The following is a 20488-nucleotide window of genomic DNA, read 5'->3' as shown; positions in this document are numbered from 1 at the left end:
GCGCGTTAGGCCGTGGCCTGGCCGCCGAAGCGTTCCGTCAGTTTCTCCCGTGCGCGATCGTCGGCCAGCAGGATGACCTGGTCGTTGGCCTCTATCGTCGCTCCGGCGCCGGGCAGGATTGGCTCGTCCCCGCGATAGATGGCGATCACCTTGCTGTGGGCGGGCAGATCGAGGTCCTCTATCGGGCCCGCGGTCGCCTCGTCGGCGACGAAGCCGAAGAAATGCAGGTCCCCGCGTAGCAGCGCCGACACCTCGTAAACCCGCCGCCCTTCGGCCATGTCGGCCAGGGTGCGGGCCATCGCGCTGTTCGGGATCACGGTCTCGTCGAGGCCAAGCTCGGCGCAGATATGCTGGAATTCCGGGTCGATGATCTTGGTGATGACCCGCCCGAACCCCAGAGAGCGGCCGACAAGGCTTGCCAGGATATTCGACTGGTCGTCGGGGCCGATGCTCAAGAGGACATGCGTCTCTTCCGGCCCTGCCTCGCGCAGGATCGCGGGCTTGCTGCCGTCGCCGTTCAGGAAGCCGCAGTCCAGCTCGTCGCTCAGCGCCTCGATCCGCTCCTTGTCCTTCTCGACGATGACCACGTCGTGGCCGCGCTCGATGGCGCGGCGCGCCGTCGCGACGGCAAGGTCGTCGGCGCTGACGATGACGATGCGCATGGCTGGTCCCCTGAACTGAATACCGGACAGTGTCCGGCAATCTGGCCGAACAGCTTCCGGCCCGCGGGGAGGCAGGTCAAGCGTGGGAGGGGAGCGCGTGCGCATTTCGATGGATGCATAGTCGGCTGCGATTGCATATATTATCTATCGGAAATGAATGGACGCGGGTCGATATTGCAGGCTTTAAACGCTGCGATCCGCGACGGTCGCCCTCCAATCCGGACGGGAGAAAGTGGCGAGGCATGGCAGAGCGGTACGAGGACAACGACACCCTACCCGAGGCAGTACCGCGGTGGCGGTCCGTGTACGATGGGGGACGCTGCCTGGGAACACTGGCAAACTGCGGTCCCGGTTCTTCCTACGTCTTCTATGCCTGCGAGCCCAATCTTATCGTCTTCGATGGTTGCAGCTTCGCTGCACCGGCGGAGGCGGAGACGGTTATTGTCCGCGCCGCACGCCGCTTCCGCACCTGCACGCCGGCCGGCGCCGGCAATGGACGCGACGCCAACCAATGAGGGTGGGCACGGGCGCACGCCTCACGGCGCTTGTTCTTGCCGCCTGCATCTCCGGGCCGGCAAACGCGCAGGACGGCGAGGTGGAGCGGGGCGAGGCGATTGCCCAGGAATGGTGCGCAGCTTGCCATGCCCTTCCGGGCAGCAAGGTCGCCAGCGATGCGGCGCCAGCGCTCGTTCAGGCGATATCGGGCAAGGACCTGACGGCGGGTGCGCTGCGGGCGTGGCTGTCGACGCCGCACCCACAGATGCCGGATTTCAACCTGGCACGCGAAGAGGTCGACGCGCTGATTGCCTATTTGCGCGGGCTTGGCCGATAGGCCTGCGACCACCCTGTCACAATCATTTCACATCAAATGCTTGACGTGGCTCAAAGCGGCGTGGGGGGCGATGGTCTATTACGCAGACCTCACGCAACGCAGCCCCAACTATCCGCAACCCGTTTCGGGAGGGAGAGCATGGCCACGCAGAGCCAGGAAAAGACCCCGTCCGCCGCCGCCTTCAACAAGATGTTCGAGGGCTTCGGCGACGACTTCGGGACCAACTTCGACAGCCTGATGAAGGCAAACGCCAAGGCCGGTCAGGTCTGGATGGAGCAGTGCTCCAAGATCAGTCGTGAACTTATGGAGTTCACGAACAACCGCTGGAGCAAGGACGTCGAGGCGTTCCGCGAACTGAGCGAGTGCCGCGATCCGTTTCAGGCCTTCCAGGTACAGGCCAACTGCGTCCAGTCCGCGATGAAACAGTACATTGACGAGGCGGCGAAGCTGACCGACATGGCGACCGACGCCAGCGTCTCGTGCTTCAAGTCGATCGACGAGGGCGTTCGCAGCGCCACGTCGTCGGGCGAGGAGTCGGGCCGCAAGGCTGCCTGACGCCTGTTATCGGACAATCGACGGAAAGGTAAGCTGTGGCGGTCGGTATCGGCCGCCGCAGGTTTCCTTGCGCCTCTCACACCTCTGCAGGATCAGTTCCGCAGGTGCCAGCGCGCGGCCGTTTCCACGATCGTCCGCAGTTCGCTGTATCTCGGTTCCCACGCCAGTATCCGCCGGGCACGTGAGGGGTCGGCGACGAGACGCGGCGGATCGCCGTCGCGACGCGGTGCCATGGTACGCTTGACCGGCCGGCCAAGCACCTCCCCGGCCGCGCGGAGAACCTCCAGGACCGAATGCCCCTGACCGGTGCCGAGATTGAGGGCGGTGGTGTCTCCGCCGGCCTGCAGGTATCGCAACGCCGCGACGTGGGCGTCGGCCAGATCGCTGACATGTATATAGTCGCGAACGGCGGTGCCGTCGGGGGTGGGGTAGTCGTCACCAAAAACCCGAAGCGTGAAGCCGGGCTCGCTTGCCGCCCGGATGGCAAGCGGGATCAGGTGCGTTTCCGGATCGTGCGCCTCACCGATATCGCTATCGGGGTCCGCCGCGGCGGCGTTGAAGTAGCGCAGCGAGACGGCGCTTACGTCGCCGGCGGCGGCGCAGTCCGCCAGGATCCGCTCGCACATCCGCTTCGATGCGCCATATGGATTGACCGGCGCAAGGGGGTGCGTCTCCGGGATCGGCACTTCGACCGGATCCCCATAGACCGCCGCGCTGCTGGAAAACACGATCCGGCCGACGCCCTGACGGCGCATGGCGTCCAGAAGCGACAGCAACGTCCCCACGTTGGCGCGATAATAACGGCCGGGCTCGCGCACCGATTGGCCGACGGCGATCAGGCCGGCAAAGTGCAGCACGGCGCTGGGCCGGTAGCGCGCCATCACGGCATCGACCGCGCCCTCGTCCATGAGGTTGGCCCGTTCGAGCGGCCCCCACTTGACCGCCCAAGTGTGACCGCCGCTCAGGTCGTCGAGGCAGATGGGCTCGTAACCCGCCCCCGCCAGCGCCTTGCAGGCATGACTGCCGACATACCCCGCGCCGCCCGTAACCAGGACGCGCTCCGCCATCCGGAATTTCCCCCTGCTGCCCGAACATCTGTTTAACCGGAGCATGCCGCCTCCGGCAACGCGAAAGCAGGGTTTCCGCGCCGGCTTCTTCGTGTTCCATCCAAAGTGCCGCCTTCGGGCGGCGGCAAAGACGGGTGCTCGCGAATCGCGACGACATCGATTAGTTTTCGCGCAACCCTGAAACCCGGCCAGAGAGGATGGAAATGCCCGGAATCCCGCGCATCCTTGCGTTTGCTGGCAGCACGCGCAAAGCCTCGTTCAACAAGATGCTGGTCCGCGTGGCCGCCGCCGGCGCGGCGGACGCCGGCGCCGAGACCACGGTGGTTGATCTGCTGGACTATCGGATGCCGGTCTATGACGGCGATTTGGAGGCCCGCGAGGGCATCCCCGCCTCGGCACGCAAGCTGAAAGAGATGATGAAAGCGCACGACGGGTTGCTCATCGCGGCGCCGGAATACAACGGCTCGCTGACGGCCGTCCTGAAGAATACCATCGACTGGGTTTCCCGCCCGGAGGAAGGCGAGGCGACGCTGGCGGCGTTCGACGGCAAGGTGGCCGGCCTGCTGGCGGCCTCGCCCGGCGGTCTCGGCGGCTTGCGCGGGCTGGCGCATCTGCGGCAGATCCTTAGCGGAATCCGCGTCATGGTTGTGCCGGAACAGCTTGCCGTGCCCCGCGCCGGGGATGCCTTTGCCAAGGACGGCAACATGAACGACGCCGCGCAGGAGGCTGCCGTCCGTGCCATCGGCGCGCGGGTGGCCGAGGTGGCATCGAGGCTCAAGGACGCCTAGGCCGCCTAGGCCGGCCTCCGGTAGCGCCTAAACGGTTGAGTGGTCGGCGCGCGCGGAAGGGATGCCTGCAAGCGGGCCAAGGTTGAGCCAGGCACCGAGTGCGCGGACCAGGCGCCGCGGCCCATGCGCATCGAGCCGTGCCTCATCGAGGGCGCGCCGGAGTGTAAGGTCGCCCCGCCAGATGTGGATCATGTCCCGCACCGTGACCGTGAGGTAGAGGTCCACTTCGAAGCCGGGGTCCTGCAGGCAAAGCTGCACGGCGCCGCCATCGTTGACGAACCACCACGTCCGCTGACCCGGCGGCAGGTCGGAGAACTCCAACTGGACGATTGCGCGCTGCTGTGCGAACGCATCCGCGCGCACCGTGCGCTCCATGTCCCAGAGTAGTAGGCCCACGTCGATCTCGTCATCCCTGAGTTGACGGCGCGTCCATCGCTGCCCCCATGTGCCAAGAGCGAAAACGAGCGGCAGGAACTCCTCGCCCGCAGGCGTCAGGTGGTAGGTGGCGCTTCGTCCGGCATCGGCGTGGCGCTCGATCACGCCTTCCTGTTCAAGCTCCTTCAGCCGGCGGGAGAGCATCGAGGGCGACATCAGCGGCACGCCGCGCTGTAGTTCCGAGAAGCGCTTGGAGCCGGCCCCGAGTTCGCGGAACAGCAGCGCATTCCACCGCTCGCAGAAGATCTCCGCGGCTTTCGCGACCGGGCAGAACTGGCCGTAACCCTTTCTCATGGTCGGCCAGCGTATCCCCTTGCCGTCGCCGCCGTCACTACATTTTTGGTACTAGGAAAAGACCAATGCCGGGGCCAGGCTTGCCGACCATGGAGGGCCGACGCGATGCCTCTGGACGCTCGCGTCGGCCCGGTCAACGCTCAAGGAATGCGAACGATGAACACGGCAGCGGAAGAGCAGGACCTGTCCGAACTGAAGGACAAACTGAAGGCAACCTGGACCGCCGGTGACTATGGCTTGATCGCGCGGGGCCTGGAGCGCAGCGCCCGGGAGTTCCTGGATCGTATCGGCATCCGGCCGGGCGAGAACGTCCTGGACGTCGCCTGCGGAACCGGGCAGCTCGCCATTCCCGCCGCACGGCAGGGCGCGCGCGTCACCGGGCTCGATATAGCGGAGAACTGGATCGCACAGGCGAGAAGCCGGGCGGACGCCGATGGGCTGGAAGTGCGGTTCGACGTCGGCGACGCGGAGGACATGCCTTACGAGGATGGCGCCTTTGATCTCGTCGTCAGCATGATCGGCGCGATGTTCGCGCCACGGCCGGCGCGGGTGGCGGCGGAAATGTTACGAGTCTGCCGGCCCGGCGGCCGTATCGTGATGGCGAACTGGACGCCGGAGGGCTTCGTCGGCGACTTCTTCAAGACCGTTGCCCGATACGTCCCGCCGCCACCCATGCCTTCGCCGCTAATGTGGGGCGACGAGACGGAGGTAAAGGCACGGTTGAGCGACGGCGTCGCGGATCTGCGCCTGACGCGCTCTATCCTGCGCTTCCATTACCCGATGCCGCCGTCCGAGGTTGCGGCCCATTATTTCGAGCACTTTGGCCCGACAAAGCGAGCCTCCGCGGCGCTGGGCCGGGAAGGGCAGGCGGCCTTGAACGCGGAACTCGAAGCCTTGTGGGCGGCGAACAACCTTGCGAGCGACGGCACGACGCAGGTCGACGCAGAGATATTGGAAGTGGTCGCCGCGCGGGAATAGCGACGGGCGGGATCATCTCCCGGCCCAAGGATCCAGGATTTCGTAGCAGGTTGATCGACCGTGCCCGCTCCTTGATATCGGGGGAAAGGGCGTCCGCCATGTCCGCCCTTTCATTGAAGGTCCCGGCAGCCGGGAAGACGGACAGTCGGTTATACTTGGCAATTTAGAGAGTACCCTTGTCGTCGAATGCCGATCCATTGTGACAAGGGCAAACGGATAACGTGCGTTTTTGCTTGGGGGCGAGGGTTACTCGCGCTCGACTCGCGCTCGTCTTTCCCTTGAAGGGGGGCACTCGGGTAAAGGCCGTATCAATAGCATGTGTACTCCGTTATTTCCGGCGGCTCGCGCGAATGCGCGTTGGACTGATGGCCGCGGTCTGTTCGAAAGTGTGAGTCACGCATATGTCATACGAAACAAACTACACGAGAGAAAGTGGGGGCTTACACTTCTGGTGCACGGCGTAAGTCGAACGATCGTCCCGATGTTCGCCAGATTAGCCGTGTTGAACGTCGTATCAGGCCGATATGTGCTTGATTGACGATGATCAGTTGAACATTTGTTGAGAACAGTACCCTGCGCTCGAAGTTTGAATGACAATTATCACATAGCATGATAGCATCAACTTTTGGGTGATAGTAAGTTAAGAAAAATTTTGCTAAATACCTCTTCGTAGACGGATCGACGGAATGACCGGGATTCGTTTGGGTATAAGAAGACGACGTCTTAATGGGCGGGGGTTGTTCCAAAAGGGCTACACAAAGTCGCAGGGACAATTACATGTGCGGGGATCGAAAGAAATGTCGGATGTGCGGACGTATCTGGTGGATGCCAATCGCCTGTCGCGAGACGGCTTGGCAAGAATCTTTTCCGAATCACGCTTCCAGATTATCGGAGAGGCTGACGGCCTGTCCGGTTTGCTCGACCAGTCGGGCGAGGATGGCGGCGTTGATCTGATCATTCTGGACTCGAACATCCTGGAGGACCGGGTTGGGGAAAGCATTGGCGCCCTGCGTCAGGCGCTTCCCAATGCCAAGACGGTCATCCTGGGCAACAGCCAGCAGCCGGAAGTCTTGCTGGAGTGCTTCAGCGCGGGGGCCGACGGCTGCCTGCTGAAGGACATCTCCAGTGCGGCGTTGCTGGAATCGCTCGATCTGGTTCTGTTGAGCGAGAGGGTCTTCCCCTCGCAACTGCTGACCCTGGTTATGCGGGGCAATGCGTCGTTCGGTGTGCGCCAGCCCGTGGCGGCGGTGTCCGAAGCGCGGCTGTCCGAGCGTGAATTGCAAATCCTGCGCTACCTTGTGTCCGGGCACTCGAACAAGGTGATCGCCAATCGTCTCGACGTGACCGAGGCGACAGTGAAGGTTCACCTGAAGAGTATCCTGCGTAAGATCAAGGCGCAGAATCGTACGCAGGCGGCGATCTGGGCCCTCAACCACGGCCTGGCCGGTACGCCAGCCAGCGACATGCAATTCTGAAGTCGCGGTAGAGCGGCTGCGGGGCAGCCGGATGAACGGCCACGTTCATAGTGGCCGTTCATCCGGCGCTCTTGTTCCAGTCTGGATGGGGGGCGGGCTCGGATTGCCAGCCCCGCGGATGTCGGGCCGGTATCTCGTTTCCTACAGGTGCGGGGCGATCTCGCCGATCCGGTCTTCATGGCGGATGTAGAAGACCCCGGCTTCCGTTCGATTGTGCAGGTGCAGCTTCTGCAGGATCGATCGGACGAGCGCCTTGACGGCCGCCTCGGAAACCCCGAGTTCCGTCGCAATCGTTTTGTTGCTGAGACCCCGGCCCAGTTTCTCCAGGACCCGTGTGTCCTGCTCGTTGAGTTGCGCCAGGCACGAGAGGCGAAGTTCGTCGATGACGTGCTCGGTGCCGAGGAAGCGCGGCAAAAGGCAGTACCCACGTCGCGCTAGGGCCAGGATCTTGCAGGCCATGTCCAGGTTATAATCGGTGAACAGCAGCCCGTCGGAGAGCGCGACGACCTCCGCCACGCCCAGGAGCGTGCCGCGGGTCAGCGCAACCACCACCGGCAGTCGGCGGGATACCAGAACGAACTGGTTGATATCGATATTGACCAACGCACTGTGCTCGACGACCACGACGTCGCCGCGTACGCGCGCCGCGTAGGCAAGCGTATGCAACTCCGGGCGGCCGACGATCTCGCAGGAACCGTCGCTTTCGATGGCGCGCGTCAGGCGCTGAGCCTCCTCGTGCGATTGGGAGACGAGCAGCACCTCGATCCGGCCCTTGCCTTCCGATCCGTTCGGTTTTGCCCGTTCCGCCGGGGAGGTTCTATGCCGCGGGCTTCCACCGTCCGGTTGTGCGGTGTTGCGGTAGGCTATCACCTTGCGCATCCTACCCTCTCATGCCCCGGCAAGGCGATCGGCCGGTTGCTTCGGCATAGTCAGCTTGTTTGCCGACCCCATTCGTTCCTGCCTATTCTGTCGTAACGCACCAATATCCTTTGCGTTCCACAAGATACGATAAGTCATAGACGACGTAGATGACTCTTTCGGTGTACGCCGATTTCTCAGTCCCAACGGTGATATTCGGTAATCGCCGGAATCCGTACGGGCAGGTAATCGGCTTTGTACTTGTAATTTTATCGTTTTTTAATTTGGCCGAAGGAGCGGCCCTGGTGTTTGCAGGAGCGGCCCCGCAACGGAAAAGGCAGCGCCGCCCGTTTCGTGAACCTCAATATTTCGTGAGTTCACGATGGCGTCGGCCGTGCCAAGGGTTTCTTACCACAAGCCGAACGCCCCGCCGCCCGAAGGCGGCAGGGGCGTCAGGTCACTGCCGTCGAGACGCCAGCCGATGAAGTTCGCCCTGCGGTCCGCCGTCAGGATCCGGCCGCGGCCAGCCGCGCGGGCGGCATCTCCGACACGGTCTGCGAGGAACAGCAGTAGAGGCCATAGAGCAGACGGATCACCTGCCGGACCTCGTCGCTGATCAGGCTGTAATAGATCGCCTTACCCTCGCGCCGCGTTTTCACCAGTTCCTCGCTGCGCAACCGAGCGAGCTGCTGCGAGAGCGTCGGCTGACGAAGTTGCAGCAGCCCCTCAAGGTCGCTGACGTTGCGTTCGTGGTGCGCCAGATAACAAAGAATGAGCAGGCGATCCCTGTTCGACAGCGCCTTGAGCAGACGACAGGCCTTGTCGGCAGTCCCTTCCAGGACCTCGATCTCTTCAGACGTGATGTGCATTGCCCCCAACCACCCGATGACACGGAATTTTAATTCACTATAACCGGAGGTGGAACCGGATTAAAGAGCAGTTTGAACTGGAATTGGACAGACCACTGGACCGGAGCGGCGAACGCCCCCGAAGCCGCGCGCCGGCAGCGGCGGCTCCAAGGGCGTCGAGCAGTCCAACGGGATAGGGCTCAGAAGCGGGTCGTGACGCCGACCACCGTCGACCAGTCGGCCGTCAACTGAACGCCGCGCACCCACTCGTATACCGGCTGCTGCACCAGGCCGTAGACCTGCACCCCGTCGAGGATGGAGTAGCTGATGCCGGGGCTGATGGCGACAAGCGCGCTGCCGGTGTCCTCGGGCTCGGCCTGATCGCCGTGATCGCGGCCCTTGACCGCGGTGTTGAGCTGCAACAGCAGGCCCAGGTCCTCCGTCGCGTTGTAGCGGTAGCCGACGTCGACGGAGAATTCCCAGCCGGGCTCGTAATCCTCGCGCTGGTGCAGCGGCTGCTGGAACTGGCCCTGCACGAACCAGGAGGAATCCCAGTCAAGCAGCGTCTGCTGGTAGAACGCGCCAAGCAGCAGGTCCACCGTGCCGCTGCCCGGCTGCAAGCTGCGTTCGGCCAACTCGCCGTCATCGTTCTTCACGTGGAACTCGCCGGTCGGCAGTTCCAGACCGAAATTCAGGCCGAAGCCCGGAATGATCGCGGGGTCGTCTTGTTCCAGCGAGAACTTGTAGCGGCCCAGCACCTGCATGTCGCCGAGCTTGCTGAAATCCCAGCTATCGAAAATCTGGCTGCCGTGATGATTGTGGATGTGCTCGTGGTCGCGCTTGACGAACGGTAGGGCAATGGAGGCACCCCAGTTCTCGTCGAAGGTGTGATCCACGGTCGCGACGATATTGTGGTTGATGGTCTCGACCTCGTCGTGGTGGCGGGGAAGCTCGCCGACGTCAACGTCCTTGGTATGGTGACGGGGCTGATCCTGCTTGATGTACTCGTAGCGCAGGTCGACCCGGGTTCCCGGTCCCGCCGTCGGGCTCTGCGCGTCCCAGTCGGTGTTGACGGTGCAGAACGCGGAGCCGCAGCTTGCCTGCGCGTATAGAGGCAGCGCCAGCGGCACGACGGCCACGGCCGCGAGAAGATATCGAAACATTTTTTTCTCACCCTCTTAGCTCGAATCACCGACGCGCAGCGCCGGCGAACCCTCGATACCGAAGCAACCAGTACGCGAGTTTATTACTCAATATTAAATTTTGTAGGGATCTAAAACACATGCCACAACCATAAAAATTTTGATTTTTTTGTATCAAAGTGCGACTTTGACGAACATCAGATACATGTTTGCTGTTTCGCGCGATCCCGGAGATTGCGATCCGCGCAAGGCTGGTCCACTTTGCTTGTCGCTGCGGGGCACGATGCGGCTGACTTGCCGCTGTAGGCGTGGCAAGCTGCGGCAACAACAACCATAGATCGATAGATCGCATCAAAATCCAGTAGAGGTGGGTAATGGGCGAGCCTGGAACGCCGCCGGTCGTCGGCGTTATCGGCGGCAGCGGCGTCTACGACATCGAGGGGCTGAAGAACGCGCAATGGCGGAAGGTGGATTCACCTTTCGGCGATCCGTCCGACGAACTTCTGACCGGCGAGATCGATGGGCAGAAGGTGGTGTTCCTGCCGCGCCACGGCCGCGGCCACAGGATTCCGCCAAGCCGTTTGAACTTCCGCGCCAACATCGATGCGCTCAAGCGCGCCGGCGTCACGGAGATCCTGTCGCTTTCCGCCGTGGGGTCGCTGAAGGAGGATCTGCCGCCGGGGACATTCGTGCTGGTGGATCAGTTCATCGACCGCACCTTCGCGCGGGAGAAGTCGTTCTTCGATACTGGGCTGGTCGCCCATGTCTCGGTGGCCGAGCCGACCTGCGGGCGCCTGGCCGGCGTGGTGGAAGCGGCCGCGCGCGCCGAATCCATTTCGGTCAGCCGGGGTGGCGCCTACCTGGTGATGGAAGGGCCGCAGTTCTCGACGCGGGCCGAGAGCGAGCTGTACCGCTCGTGGAACTGCGACGTCATCGGTATGACCAACATGCCCGAGGCCAAGCTGGCCCGCGAGGCGGAGCTTTGCTATCTGACGATCGGGATGGTCACCGACTATGACTGCTGGCACGAGGAGCACGACGCGGTGTCGGTGGAGCAGGTCATCAAGGTGTTGATGGACAACGCCGACAAGGCCCGTGCGCTAGTGCGCCGCGTGGTGCCGCAACTGGCGGGACGCGCCGAGGCCTGCGACCACGGCTGCCACCGGGCGCTGGAGAACGCCGTCATCACCCGGCCTGAGGCGCGCGACGGCGCGATGGTGGAACGGCTCCAGGCCGTGGCGGGCCGGGTGCTTTGAAGCCCGGAGGACGAGAGCGATGAAGGTCGACGGCGATGCGTATCGTACCATCTGGCCGGCGGTGGACGGCCGGGCGGTGGAGATCATCGATCAGACCAGGCTGCCGCACAGTTTCGAGACGGTGCGGCTGGAGACGCTTGAGGACGCTGCGCACGCCATCCGCGCCATGCTGGTGCGTGGCGCGCCGCTGATCGGTGCCACGGCGGCCTACGGTCTGTGGCTGGCCCTGCGCGCCGATGCCTCCGACGCCATGCTGGCCCGCGCGTGCGAGACGCTTGTGGCGACCCGGCCGACAGCGATCAACCTCAAGTGGGCGGTAGAGGATGTGCGCGCCACGGTGGCCCCGCTGCCGGAGGGCGAGCGGGCCGCCGCCGCCTTCCGCCGCGCCGGCGAGATCTGCGACGAGGACGTGGAGATCAACGAGGCCATCGGCCGCCATGGCCTGGACCTGATCCGCGAGGCGCATCGGGCCAAGGACGGGCGCGGTCCGGTCAATATCCTGACCCACTGCAACGCCGGCTGGCTTGCCACCGTCGACTGGGGTACGGCGCTCGCGCCCATCTACAAGGCGCACGACGAGGGGATTCCGGTCTTCGTCTGGGTCGACGAGACGCGCCCGCGCAATCAGGGCGCCGGCCTGACGGCTTGGGAGTTGGGACGCCATGGCGTGCCGCACAAGGTGGTCGTGGACAACGCCGGCGGCCTGCTGATGCGCCGGGGGGAGGTCGACCTCTGCATCACCGGCACCGACCGCACGACGGCGGCGGGCGACGTCTGCAACAAGATCGGCACCTACCTGAAGGCGCTGGCGGCGCACGACAACGGCGTGCCGTTCTATGTCGCGCTGCCGGGGCCGACCATCGACTGGTCCATCGAGGACGGCGAGCAAATCCCGATCGAGGAGCGCGACGGCCGCGAGGTCAGCCACATTCCAGGGCGCACCGACGACGGGCACGATACGGCGGTTCGCGTGACGCCCGAGAGCAGCGCGGTCGCCAACTTCGGTTTCGACGTGACGCCGGCGCGCCTGGTGACGGCACTTGTGACCGAGCGTGGTGTGTGCACCGCCAGCAAGGACAGCCTGCGCGCGCTTTATCCCGAGCACGCGACGGCGGCGGCCGAGTAGGCGGCGGAGAGGGCACGCGGGATGGACCACCCTGAACTGCGGCAGGAGATCGTCGATACCGCCCGCCGCATGAACGCGCTGGGCATCAACCAGGGAACCTCGGGCAACCTGGGTGTCCGCGTGGAGGGCGGGCTGCTGGTGACGCCGTCGGGCGTGCTTTACGAGGCGATGACGGCCGAGGACATCGTCGCCATGGACTTCGACGGCAACTGGTCGTGCCCCGCCGCCGGCCGCAGGCCGACCAGCGAGTGGCACATCCACCGCGACGTACTGGCCGGGCGGGACGATGTCGGCGCCGTCGTGCATACCCACGCCATGTTCTGTACGACGCTGTCGTGCCTGCACCGCGACATCCCGCCGTTCCACTACATGATCGCGGTGGCCGGCGGCAGCGATATCCGCTGTGCGCCCTACGCCACCTTCGGCACGCGCGAGCTGTCGGACAACGCGCTCAAGGCACTGGAGGGACGCAAGGCGTGCCTGCTGGCGAACCACGGCATGCTTGCGCTGGGCGACAATCTGCAGAAGGCTCTGGCCCTGGCGGTCGAGGTTGAGACCCTGGCCGCGCAGTACTGGCGGGCGCTGCAGATCGGCGAGCCGGTGCTGCTGGACGAGGCGGAGATGGCGCGCGTGCTGGAGAAATTCAAAACCTACGGCAAGCCCGAGGCGGCCGCGGACAGCGAAGGGGCGAAAGCGGATTGAGCGAGGGAATCACCGGCCTGGACCACCTGCTGATTGGCGTGAACGATCTCGAAGCCGGACGCGCGGCCTACGAGCGCCTGGGCTTCCGGTCCACGCCACGTGGCCGGCACATCGGCTGGGGCACGGCCAACTACTGCCTGATGTTCGGCCGCGACTACCTGGAATTGCTGGGCATCGTCGACCCGTCGCAGTTCACCAACAACCTCGACGTCTTCCTGGCGGAGCATGGCGAGGGGCTGCTGGGTGCGGCCTTCGCCGGCGACGACCTGGACAGCGTTGCCGCGCAGATGCAGGCGCTCAACAAGCCGGGCGACGGGCCGAAGGACCTGAAGCGCACGCTGGAACTGCCCGAGGGCGACGTCCTGCCGGAATTCCGTCTCTACCACCTGCCGCCGGAGGCGACGCCGGGTTTGCGCAGCTTCGTCTGCCAGCACCTGACGCCGGAGATCGTCTGGCAGGCGCCTTGGGTGGAGCAGCCGAACGGCGCCCGGCGCATCGCCGGCCTGACGGTCGTGGTGGACGAGCCCGGCGCGATGGCGGTGCCCTATGGCGAGCTTTTCGGCCTCGACGCCGTGCGCAACACCGACAACGTGGTGGAGGTCACCTGTGGAGCCTGCGTGCTGCGCTTCACCGACGGCAAGGGGCTGGCGCAACGGCATCCGCAAGCGGTAGTCCCAGCCAGGCCCGGCCCGGCGGCGATGGAAATCGCGGTCGCGGACCTGCCCGCGACGGCCAGCTACCTGCGCGACCACGGCGTGGCCTTCGAGCGGGGCAGGGACGGCCGGCTGCATATTTTGCCCGACGACGCCTGCGGCGCGGCGCTGGATTTCGTTTAGCTATCCGCCCACGCGATCCACTTCCCGCAGTGTAACCTAAGCGGCGAAGGGCGCGCCCAGCAGGCGCTTGATGGCTGCGAAGTGGCGTTCGGCGGCGGCGGGGCGCTCGGTGGCGAACTGCTCGGCGACGGCGCGGCAGGTGGGCTCGTCCAACTCGTTCAATTCCGCGCCGCCCGTCTCCGCGAGAATCTGGTGCTGACAGGCGCGCTCCAGGTAGTAAAGGTCGTCGAAAGCCTCGGCGACGGTGGGTCCGACCGCCACGACGCCGTGATTGGCCAGGAAGGCGACGTCGGCGTTCGACAGGGCACTGCCGATGTGCCGGCCTTCGTCGGAATCGAGCGCCAGCCCGCCATACGCCGTTTCGTAGCCGACCCGGCCATAAAAGCGCAGGGCGTTCTGGCTGGCCATCTTCAGGCGCATGTCCTTGCGCAGGCAGAGCGCCGTGGCGTACGGCATGTGCGTGTGCAGCGCGCAGGTGGCGTGCGGGACGAGGCGGTGGATTTCCCGGTGAATGTGGAACGCTGTCGCTTCCACTCCCTCGGGAACGCCGGCGTCTTCGCGGTCCAGCTCGCACAGGGCCAGGGCGTCCGGTGTCATCTCCAGCCAATGCACGCCTTCCGGGTTGATCAGGAATTGGCGCGCGTTGCGGCCTTCGCCGTCCGGCACCACGACGGAGAAGTGGTTGCAGATCCCCTCGTGAAAGCCGAGGTGCGCCGCCTGGCGCAGCGCCGCGGCGAGATCCCGGCGGAGTTCCTGCTCGTTTTCGTGCATCGCCATGCTCCCGTAGGCGTGGTGGGCCGGGCCGCCTGCGGAGTCGTTCCGCCGACGGCGCGGCACATCATATGGCAGGCGCGACCCCGAGGTGGCAATGCCTGCCCATCCCGCTTGAGGGCGGCAGGGGTTGTCTGTAATGTCGCATGGAATTTCAGGTTGCCCAGCAGATGGGGCGGCCTGTCGCCTTGCGCGATGAAACGACAGCGGAAGATGATGACGCCCTCGATCCCCCCGCCGCATGGAAACCGTACCGGTGGCCGGCGCCGCGCCGGCTTCGGAGTCCTCCTCGCCGCCGCGCTTGGCTTGGCCATCGCGGGCTGCAGCAGCAGCGACGAGGACGAGTATATCGAACGCTCGGTCAGCGAGCTCTACAACAACGCGATGGACGAGCTGGCGCAGGAGAACTACGTCGACGCCGCCAAGCTGTTCGACGAAGTGGAGCGCCAGCACCCCTATTCCGTCTGGGCGTCGAAGGCGCAGCTCATGGCGGCCTTCTCCTACTACCAGGACAACAAGTATGACGAGGCGATCAACGCGCTCGACCGCTTCATTGAGCTGCATCCGGGCAACCGCGATGTCGCCTATGCCTATTATCTGAAGGGGCTCAGCTACTACGAGCGCATCTCCGACGTCCGCCGCGACCAGAAGATGACGGTGAACGCGCGCCAATCGCTGGAGGAGGTGGTGCAACGCTTCCCCGACAGCAAGTATGCCCGCGACGCGCGCCTGAAGCTCGACCTCACCACGGATCACCTGGCCGGCAAGGAGATGGCGGTCGGCCGCTTCTACTTGGAGCGCGGCCACTATCTTGCGGCGATCAACCGCTTCCGCACGGTGATCGAGGAGTACCAGACCACCAGCCACACGCCGGAGGCGCTGCATCGCCTTGTCGAGGCCTACCTGGCGCTTGGCATCGAGGATGAGGCCAAGGCCACGGCGGCGGTGCTGGGCCACAACTTTCCGGGCAGCGAGTGGTACATCGACAGCTACGAGCTGCTAACGGGGCGCGACATCCGGCCCGAGGCCGACGAGGATAGCTGGATCGGCCGCGTCTGGAACTCGCTGACCTAAGGGCTGCGCATGCTGCTCAGCCTTGCGATCCGCGATGTCGTCCTGATCGAACGCCTGCAGATCGATTTCACGGCTGGGCTGTGCGCGCTGACCGGCGAGACCGGCGCCGGCAAGTCGATCCTGCTGGACGCGCTGGGGCTGGCGCTCGGCAACAGGGCGGACAGCGGGCTTCTGCGCAAGGGGGCGAAGCAGGCCTCGGTCACGGCATCCTTCGACCTGCCGGGCGGGCATCCGGCCTGGGACATCCTGCAAGAACACGACATCGAGCCGGAGGACGACCAGCTTGTCCTGCGCCGTGTCCTGGGGCAGGACGGGCGAGGGCGGGCCTACGTCAACGACCAGCCGGTCTCGGTAACGCTGCTGCGCCGGCTGAGCGACGCCCTGGTGGAAGTGCAGGGTCAGTTCGAGCAACGTGGCCTTCTCGACTCCGGAACCCATCGCGCCCTTCTGGACGCTTACGGCGGCCTGGGGGAGCAGGTGCGGGCCGTGGGCGAGCGGTATCGCGCCTGGAAGGACGCGATCGACGCCCGACGCGAGGCGGAGGAACAGCTTGAACAAGCGCGCCAGGACGAGTCCTTCCTGCGTCACGCGGTGGAGGAGTTGGATACCCTGGACCCGAAAACGGGCGAGGAGGCGCAGCTTGCAGAGCAGCGCAGCCTGCTGATGAACGCCGAGAAGGTGGTCGCCGCCGTAAATGCCGCCGAGGCCGAGCTGACCGGCGGCGAGAACGGGCGCGGCGCGGAGGACGCCCTGGCGGCCGCCCGGCGCGCCCTCGACCGCGCCGGTGAGCAGTTCGGGGAGCATTTGAGCCCTGTCATGGACGCACTCGACCGGGCGATGGCCGACTGCGAGGACGCGCTGGGCCGGCTCCACTCGCTGACGAGCGAGATCGAACTGGACGCCGGCCAGCAGGAGCAGATCGAGGAGCGCTTCTTCGCACTCAAGGACATGGCGCGAAAGCACGGCGTGGAGCCGGACGAACTGCTTGCCCTGCGCGAGGAGCTTGCCGGCCGGCTGGCGACCATCGACAGCGGCAGCGAGCGGCTGACGGAACTGGCACAAGCGGCCCAGGCCGCGCGCGATGCCTACGTCGCCGCCGCCGAGGAGCTGTCGCGGGCAAGGGCGGAGGCGGCAGAGCGTCTGGACGCGGCGGTGAACGCCGAATTGCCGCCGCTGCGCCTCGACAAGGCCAGGTTCGAGACGCGCCTGGAACGCCTGGACGAGGCTGATTGGGGCGCGAACGGCCTGGAGCGCGCTGTCTTCGAGGTGGCGACGAACCCCGGTTCCTCGCCGGGCCCGCTGGCGAAGATCGCGTCCGGCGGCGAGCTTTCGCGTTTCCTGCTGGCGCTGAAGGTGGTGCTGGCGCAGGTCGGGCCCCGGCGCGCGCTGGTGTTCGACGAGGTCGACAGCGGCATCGGCGGTGCCACCGCGCATGCCGTGGGCGAACGGCTGGCAAAGCTGGCCGATGGCAGGCAGATTCTGGTGGTGACGCACTCGCCGCAAGTGGCCGCGCGTGCCAACCACCATTGGCGAGTCGCCAAGACGGAGCAGGGCGAGGCGGTCGTCACCGACGTGTCCGCGCTGAGCCACGAACAACGGCAGGAGGAGATTGCCCGCATGCTAGCCGGGGCCGAGGTGACGGAGGAGGCGCGCGCCGCCGCCGCCAAGCTGATGGGAGCGGCCTGACCATGGCGGCCCGCGAATCCGAAGAGCGTCCGGCCGGCTGTCCAGACGTTCCGGTCGAGGAACTCGACGACGCCAAGGCCCGGGCGGAGCTGGGGCGCCTGGCGGTGGAGATCGCCCATCACGACCGGCTGTACTACCAGGAAGACGCGCCGGAGATCTCCGACGCCGACTACGACGCCCTGCGCCTGCGCAACGAGCGGATCGAGCGGCGCTTCCCGCACTTGGTCCGCGCCGACAGTCCCTCGCGCAAGGTGGGGGCGGCGCCCGCGGCCGGCTTCGCCAAGGTGCGGCATCGTGTGCCGATGCTGTCGCTGTCGAACGCCTTCGAAGCGGAGGAGGTGTCCGACTTCGTCGCCCGCGTCCGCCGCTTCCTGGGCCTTGGCGACGACGATCCCGTGGAGATCGTGGCCGAACCGAAGATCGACGGGCTGTCCTGCGCGCTGCGCTACGAGAACGGCCGGCTGGTGCAGGCGGCGACGCGCGGCGACGGCACCGAGGGCGAGGACATCACGCGCAATGTGCTGACCATCGAGGACGTGCCCGACCGCCTGCCGGACGGCGACTGGCCGGACACGCTGGAGGTGCGCGGCGAGGTCTACATGGACCGCAAGGCGTTCGCCGAATTGAACGAGCGCCAGCGCGAGGCCGGCAAGCAGCTTTTCGCCAATCCCCGCAACGCCGCCGCGGGTTCGGTGCGCCAGCTTGACCCCCGCGTCACGGCGCGCCGTCCCATACACTTCCTGGCCTATGCCTGGGGCGAGATTTCGGGACCGATCGCGGCCACCATGTGGGACGTGCGCCGGCGCTTCGCCGATTGGGGATTCCGCCTGAACGAGCCGGCGCGGCTGTGCACCAGCGTCGAGGATCTGCTGGCCTACTACCGGCACATGGAGGGGGAGCGGGCGAGCCTGTCCTACGAGATCGACGGGCTGGTCTACAAAGTGAACGACATCGCGCTGCAGGAACGATTGGGCTATGTCTCGCGCGCGCCGCGATGGGCTATTGCGCACAAGTTCCCGCCCGAGCAGGCGCAAACCGTGCTGAACCGGATCACGATCCAGGTGGGGCGCACGGGTGCCTTGACGCCGGTCGCAAACCTGGAGCCGATCTCGGTCGGCGGCGTCGTCGTCTCGCGCGCCACCCTGCATAACCCGGACGAGATCGCCCGCAAGGACGTCCGCGAAGGCGATACCGTGGTCGTCCAGCGTGCGGGCGACGTGATCCCCCAGATTACCGGCGTGGTGAAGGACAAGCGGCCCGAGGGTACCGAGCCCTTTGTCTTTCCCACCGTGTGCCCGTGCGAGCTGGAGACCCCGGTGGCGCATATCGAGGGCGAGGTCGTGCCGCGCTGCACCGGCGAGCTTGCATGCCCCTATCAGCAGGTGGAGCGCCTGAAGCACTTCGTCAGCCGCGAGGCGTTCGATATCGAGGGGCTGGGCAGCAAGCACATCGAGGCGTTCTGGCGCGACGGCTTGTTAAAGACGCCCGCCGACATCTTCCGCCTGCGTGATCACAAGCGTGACCTGCAGAAGCGCGAGGGTTGGGGCGCCCAGTCGGTGAAGAACCTGCTGGATGCCATTGACGAGCGGCGGACCATCGGCCTGGACAGATTCATCTACGCGCTGGGCATCCGCGAGGTGGGAGAGACCACGGCCCGGCTGCTGGCCCGCAACTACGGCACGCTGGACGCCTGGCAGAAGGCGATGAAGCAGGCCGCCGACGAACGGGCGAAGAACCCGGACGAGGCCAAGAAGCCAGAGAACGTCGGCGAATTCTACGCGGACCTCTGCGCCATCCATTCCATCGGCATGAAGATGGCCGATGCCATCTGCGACTTCTTCCACGAGCCGCACAACCTCCACGTCATCGAGGACCTGGAGGCGCAGCTCGAAGAGATCGAACCGTTCGTCGACGCCCGGGCGGGCGATTCCCCGGTCAGTGGCAAGACCGTCGTCTTTACCGGCAGCCTGGAGCGGATGACCCGCAGCGAGGCGAAGGCGCGGGCCGAGTCGCTGGGCGCCAAGGTGGCGGGTTCCGTGTCCAAGAAGACCGATTACGTCGTCGTCGGGGCGGATGCCGGCTCCAAGGCACGCAAGGCGCAGGAACTGGGCGTGACCACGCTGTCCGAGGAGGCGTGGCTGGAGCTGATCGGGCAGGCCTGAGGCGCACAAGTTTGGGGGCTGAGTTCGGGGTGATTCGGCCGATGTTTTGTGCAACCCAGGCGAAGTCTGCGTCTCTAATTGGCCTTCATGCGACCCCGGTAGTCGAAACGTGTACAGCAAGTGTCGAATTTGCGACAGCCTGACGCGGACACGAAACACACGTTAGCTCTCGGCCGTCGGAACCGGCGGCCGAGAGGGGGCGTTCACCTTTAAAGATAACGCAATAAGCGATGCCGCGGCGCGGTGACGTAAGTGGGCCGCAACTCGGACCGGGGAGCAAAAGGGCGACGTGGAGACGATCCAATTCATCTTCGCCAACCTGGACCTGCTCTGGGAACGGACGCTGGAGCATCTGTCGGTGGTTGGCGTCGCCGTCAGCTTCGCGATTGCCACCGGCGTACCCATCGGAATCGTGATCACCCAGAACCGGCGCGTCGCCGACGCCGTGCTCTACGTGGCGGGCATCATCATGACGATCCCGTCGATCGCGTTGTTCGGCGTCATGATCCCGATCCTGTCGGTGGTCGGTCACGGCATCGGCTGGCTGCCAGCGGTGGTGGCGGTGTTCCTGTACTCGCAGCTTCCGATTATTCGTAACACCTACACGGCCATTGACAACGTCGATCCGTCGCTGCGGGAGGCCGCGCGCGGCATGGGGATGACGCCGTTCCAGCGCCTGCGGGACGTGGAAATTCCGCTGGCGGTTCCGGTCATCCTGGCCGGTGTGCGCACGGCGGTCGTCATCAATATCGGCATTACGGCCATCGCTGCTTACATCGGCGCCGGCGGGCTGGGTACCTTCATCTCGCGCGGGATCTCGCAATCCGATCCCCGTCAATTGATCACCGGCGCGCTTGCGGTTTCGATCCTTGCCGTCATTGCCGACTACGGCTTGCTTTGGGTGCAGAACCGCCTGACGCCCGCGGGCCTCAAATAGCGGC

Annotated in this window: 21 protein-coding genes; 14 read left to right on the top strand and 7 right to left on the bottom strand. The window is 65.5% G+C overall.

The genetic code is table 11. The annotated features are described in order from the left end of the window. Positions 1–5: 5 nt before the first annotated feature. The gene (locus tag DRB17_RS13690; RefSeq protein ID WP_161958823.1) at positions 6–662 is read right to left on the bottom strand and encodes a potassium channel family protein; all 657 of its coding nucleotides are present in this window, start codon (positions 660–662) and stop codon (positions 6–8) included. Between the two features lie 242 nt (positions 663–904). On the opposite strand from DRB17_RS13690, the gene DRB17_RS13685 reads away from it, so the two are divergent. From DRB17_RS13685 to DRB17_RS13675, 3 genes are all read left to right on the top strand, one after another. Further along, positions 905–1177 (top strand): hypothetical protein, encoded by a 273-nt coding sequence (locus DRB17_RS13685; protein WP_114582783.1) that lies wholly within the window; start codon positions 905–907, stop codon positions 1175–1177. Further along, the gene (locus DRB17_RS13680; RefSeq protein WP_114582782.1) at positions 1174–1494 is read left to right on the top strand and encodes a c-type cytochrome; all 321 of its coding nucleotides are present in this window, start codon (positions 1174–1176) and stop codon (positions 1492–1494) included. Before DRB17_RS13685 ends, DRB17_RS13680 begins: the two co-directional genes overlap by 4 nt. Before the next feature lie 138 nt (positions 1495–1632). Continuing rightward, positions 1633–2049 (top strand): phasin family protein, encoded by a 417-nt coding sequence (locus DRB17_RS13675; protein WP_161958822.1) that lies wholly within the window; start codon positions 1633–1635, stop codon positions 2047–2049. A gap of 92 nt (positions 2050–2141) precedes the next feature. Here DRB17_RS13675 and galE read toward each other — a convergent pair whose 3' ends face one another. Further along, complete coding sequence (galE, locus tag DRB17_RS13670) at positions 2142–3116, bottom strand: UDP-glucose 4-epimerase GalE (protein WP_114582780.1); 975 nt, start codon at positions 3114–3116, stop codon at positions 2142–2144. A 203-nt stretch (positions 3117–3319) separates the two neighbouring features. On the opposite strand from galE, the gene DRB17_RS13665 reads away from it, so the two are divergent. After that, on the top strand, positions 3320–3904 hold the full coding sequence (locus DRB17_RS13665) for an NADPH-dependent FMN reductase (RefSeq protein WP_114582779.1): 585 nt from the start codon (positions 3320–3322) through the stop codon (positions 3902–3904). Between the two features lie 27 nt (positions 3905–3931). Here the strand turns inward: DRB17_RS13665 and DRB17_RS13660 are convergent, their stop codons facing one another. Beyond that, on the bottom strand, positions 3932–4633 hold the full coding sequence (locus tag DRB17_RS13660) for a winged helix-turn-helix transcriptional regulator (protein WP_114582778.1): 702 nt from the start codon (positions 4631–4633) through the stop codon (positions 3932–3934). A gap of 156 nt (positions 4634–4789) precedes the next feature. On the opposite strand from DRB17_RS13660, the gene DRB17_RS13655 reads away from it, so the two are divergent. Together DRB17_RS13655 and DRB17_RS13650 are read left to right on the top strand one after the other, a co-directional pair. Next, the gene (locus DRB17_RS13655; RefSeq protein ID WP_206607889.1) at positions 4790–5611 is read left to right on the top strand and encodes a class I SAM-dependent methyltransferase; all 822 of its coding nucleotides are present in this window, start codon (positions 4790–4792) and stop codon (positions 5609–5611) included. A gap of 797 nt (positions 5612–6408) precedes the next feature. Beyond that, on the top strand, positions 6409–7086 hold the full coding sequence (locus DRB17_RS13650; RefSeq protein WP_161958821.1) for a LuxR C-terminal-related transcriptional regulator: 678 nt from the start codon (positions 6409–6411) through the stop codon (positions 7084–7086). 141 nt (positions 7087–7227) lie between these two features. Here the strand turns inward: DRB17_RS13650 and DRB17_RS20720 are convergent, their stop codons facing one another. From DRB17_RS20720 to DRB17_RS13635, 3 genes are all read right to left on the bottom strand, one after another. Then, positions 7228–7965, bottom strand: coding sequence for a helix-turn-helix transcriptional regulator (locus tag DRB17_RS20720; RefSeq protein WP_114582775.1), 738 nt, complete (start codon positions 7963–7965; stop codon positions 7228–7230). Between the two features lie 485 nt (positions 7966–8450). Continuing rightward, positions 8451–8813: an ArsR/SmtB family transcription factor gene (locus tag DRB17_RS13640; protein ID WP_114582774.1), complete on the bottom strand. Its 363-nt coding sequence runs from the start codon at positions 8811–8813 to the stop codon at positions 8451–8453. Positions 8814–8992: 179 nt separating this feature from the next. Further along, complete coding sequence (locus tag DRB17_RS13635; protein ID WP_114582773.1) at positions 8993–9955, bottom strand: transporter; 963 nt, start codon at positions 9953–9955, stop codon at positions 8993–8995. A 353-nt stretch (positions 9956–10308) separates the two neighbouring features. Here DRB17_RS13635 and DRB17_RS13630 point away from each other — a divergent pair, with 353 nt between their 5' ends. The 4 genes from DRB17_RS13630 to DRB17_RS13615 are packed head-to-tail and all read left to right on the top strand — an operon-like array spanning position 10309 to position 13854. Further along, positions 10309–11190 carry an S-methyl-5'-thioadenosine phosphorylase gene (locus DRB17_RS13630; protein ID WP_114582772.1) on the top strand — a complete coding sequence of 294 codons (882 nt, stop codon included), beginning with the start codon at positions 10309–10311 and terminating at the stop codon, positions 11188–11190. Between the two features lie 19 nt (positions 11191–11209). After that, a complete protein-coding gene (mtnA, locus tag DRB17_RS13625) occupies positions 11210–12316 on the top strand; it encodes an S-methyl-5-thioribose-1-phosphate isomerase (protein ID WP_114582771.1) in 1107 nt (368 codons plus the stop codon). A 21-nt stretch (positions 12317–12337) separates the two neighbouring features. Further along, positions 12338–13018 carry a class II aldolase/adducin family protein gene (locus DRB17_RS13620; RefSeq protein ID WP_114582770.1) on the top strand — a complete coding sequence of 227 codons (681 nt, stop codon included), beginning with the start codon at positions 12338–12340 and terminating at the stop codon, positions 13016–13018. Beyond that, the gene (locus DRB17_RS13615; protein WP_161958820.1) at positions 13015–13854 is read left to right on the top strand and encodes a VOC family protein; all 840 of its coding nucleotides are present in this window, start codon (positions 13015–13017) and stop codon (positions 13852–13854) included. The genes DRB17_RS13620 and DRB17_RS13615 overlap by 4 nt, the downstream gene beginning before the upstream one ends. 36 nt (positions 13855–13890) lie before the next feature. Here the strand turns inward: DRB17_RS13615 and DRB17_RS13610 are convergent, their stop codons facing one another. Continuing rightward, entirely contained in the window at positions 13891–14625 is a 735-nt protein-coding gene (locus DRB17_RS13610) for an aldolase (RefSeq protein WP_206607888.1), read from the bottom strand. 195 nt (positions 14626–14820) lie between these two features. Here DRB17_RS13610 and DRB17_RS13605 point away from each other — a divergent pair, with 195 nt between their 5' ends. The 4 genes from DRB17_RS13605 to DRB17_RS13590 all read left to right on the top strand — a co-directional run bounded on the left by DRB17_RS13605 (position 14821) and on the right by DRB17_RS13590 (position 20484). Next, positions 14821–15699 carry an outer membrane protein assembly factor BamD gene (locus DRB17_RS13605; protein ID WP_241503839.1) on the top strand — a complete coding sequence of 293 codons (879 nt, stop codon included), beginning with the start codon at positions 14821–14823 and terminating at the stop codon, positions 15697–15699. 9 nt (positions 15700–15708) lie between these two features. Continuing rightward, positions 15709–17385, top strand: coding sequence for a DNA repair protein RecN (gene recN / locus DRB17_RS13600; protein ID WP_114582767.1), 1677 nt, complete (start codon positions 15709–15711; stop codon positions 17383–17385). Between the two features lie 2 nt (positions 17386–17387). Then, on the top strand, positions 17388–19547 hold the full coding sequence (gene ligA / locus DRB17_RS13595) for an NAD-dependent DNA ligase LigA (protein ID WP_114582766.1): 2160 nt from the start codon (positions 17388–17390) through the stop codon (positions 19545–19547). Positions 19548–19836: 289 nt separating this feature from the next. Further along, positions 19837–20484, top strand: coding sequence for an ABC transporter permease (locus DRB17_RS13590; RefSeq protein ID WP_114582765.1), 648 nt, complete (start codon positions 19837–19839; stop codon positions 20482–20484). Positions 20485–20488: the final 4 nt, after the last annotated feature.

This window comes from Ferruginivarius sediminum, from assembly GCF_003344765.1.
Classification (GTDB): Bacteria; Pseudomonadota; Alphaproteobacteria; order Kiloniellales; family Rhodovibrionaceae; genus Ferruginivarius; species Ferruginivarius sediminum.
Note: the sequence above shows the minus strand (reverse complement) of the source record. Positions and strands in the feature narration are given on the sequence as shown.

Coding starts and splice junctions, on each gene's coding strand:
- DRB17_RS13690 (WP_161958823.1), bottom strand. CDS start 662: ATGCGCATCGTCATCGTCAGCGCCGACGACCTTGCCGTCGCGACGGCG.
- DRB17_RS13685 (WP_114582783.1), top strand. CDS start 905: ATGGCAGAGCGGTACGAGGACAACGACACCCTACCCGAGGCAGTACCG.
- DRB17_RS13680 (WP_114582782.1), top strand. CDS start 1,174: ATGAGGGTGGGCACGGGCGCACGCCTCACGGCGCTTGTTCTTGCCGCC.
- DRB17_RS13675 (WP_161958822.1), top strand. CDS start 1,633: ATGGCCACGCAGAGCCAGGAAAAGACCCCGTCCGCCGCCGCCTTCAAC.
- galE (WP_114582780.1), bottom strand. CDS start 3,116: ATGGCGGAGCGCGTCCTGGTTACGGGCGGCGCGGGGTATGTCGGCAGT.
- DRB17_RS13665 (WP_114582779.1), top strand. CDS start 3,320: ATGCCCGGAATCCCGCGCATCCTTGCGTTTGCTGGCAGCACGCGCAAA.
- DRB17_RS13660 (WP_114582778.1), bottom strand. CDS start 4,633: ATGAGAAAGGGTTACGGCCAGTTCTGCCCGGTCGCGAAAGCCGCGGAG.
- DRB17_RS13655 (WP_206607889.1), top strand. CDS start 4,790: ATGAACACGGCAGCGGAAGAGCAGGACCTGTCCGAACTGAAGGACAAA.
- DRB17_RS13650 (WP_161958821.1), top strand. CDS start 6,409: ATGTCGGATGTGCGGACGTATCTGGTGGATGCCAATCGCCTGTCGCGA.
- DRB17_RS20720 (WP_114582775.1), bottom strand. CDS start 7,965: ATGCGCAAGGTGATAGCCTACCGCAACACCGCACAACCGGACGGTGGA.
- DRB17_RS13640 (WP_114582774.1), bottom strand. CDS start 8,813: ATGCACATCACGTCTGAAGAGATCGAGGTCCTGGAAGGGACTGCCGAC.
- DRB17_RS13635 (WP_114582773.1), bottom strand. CDS start 9,955: ATGTTTCGATATCTTCTCGCGGCCGTGGCCGTCGTGCCGCTGGCGCTG.
- DRB17_RS13630 (WP_114582772.1), top strand. CDS start 10,309: ATGGGCGAGCCTGGAACGCCGCCGGTCGTCGGCGTTATCGGCGGCAGC.
- mtnA (WP_114582771.1), top strand. CDS start 11,210: ATGAAGGTCGACGGCGATGCGTATCGTACCATCTGGCCGGCGGTGGAC.
- DRB17_RS13620 (WP_114582770.1), top strand. CDS start 12,338: ATGGACCACCCTGAACTGCGGCAGGAGATCGTCGATACCGCCCGCCGC.
- DRB17_RS13610 (WP_206607888.1), bottom strand. CDS start 14,625: ATGCACGAAAACGAGCAGGAACTCCGCCGGGATCTCGCCGCGGCGCTG.
- DRB17_RS13605 (WP_241503839.1), top strand. CDS start 14,821: ATGAAACGACAGCGGAAGATGATGACGCCCTCGATCCCCCCGCCGCAT.
- recN (WP_114582767.1), top strand. CDS start 15,709: ATGCTGCTCAGCCTTGCGATCCGCGATGTCGTCCTGATCGAACGCCTG.
- ligA (WP_114582766.1), top strand. CDS start 17,388: ATGGCGGCCCGCGAATCCGAAGAGCGTCCGGCCGGCTGTCCAGACGTT.